Here is a 454-nt window from a genome sequence, read left to right on the forward strand (position 1 = left end):
GACAATGACAGCCAGCCGCATCGCCTGACGCTGCCGCGGACGGCCACCATCGAAGCGCAGCACCGGCCGGAACTTCTCGGCGGCGTGGTGACGCTGTCGACCGCGGCACTTGCCGATGCCGCCGACGGGTGGCGGGACGGGCTCTACAGGCCCGAGCCGCCGGCCACCGCCGAGACGCGCCTGACCGCCATTCCTTATTTCGCCTGGGACAACCGCGAGCCCGGCGAGATGCTGGTATGGCTCAGGGACGGGTGAGTTGTGATGTTAGCCCGATCTCTTCGGCTACCAGTTCCTGCAGCCGCCACAAATTGCGGTCGCGGATGCCGCAGGCTTCGAGGTGGCGGATCGTCTCGAAAAGATATTGCGCGCCCGAGCCCCAATGACCAACGGCTGTCACCAGCGTCGCCGCGATCGCCTGCTTGTCGAGCTTGCCGGCATAACGCGGATTGGCGGG

At 67.0% G+C, this 454-nt stretch carries 1 protein-coding gene and 1 pseudogene; one reads left to right on the forward strand and one right to left on the reverse strand.

Going from position 1 to position 454, the window contains the following annotated elements; genetic code table 11:
* A pseudogene (locus tag EN984_RS37265) lies at nucleotides 1-255 on the forward strand (glycoside hydrolase family 127 protein); the annotation flags it as partial.
* Here EN984_RS37265 and EN984_RS37270 read toward each other — a convergent pair.
* A partial coding sequence (locus tag EN984_RS37270; protein ID WP_164766058.1) for a gamma-glutamylcyclotransferase occupies nucleotides 242-454 on the reverse strand: 213 nt, incomplete at its 5' end. The pseudogene EN984_RS37265 and the gene EN984_RS37270 sit on opposite strands and share 14 nt — an antisense overlap.

Origin of the sequence: Mesorhizobium sp. M7A.F.Ca.CA.004.12.1.1 (assembly GCF_003997835.1) — a bacterium.
In the GTDB taxonomy this organism is placed as follows: domain Bacteria; phylum Pseudomonadota; class Alphaproteobacteria; order Rhizobiales; family Rhizobiaceae; genus Mesorhizobium.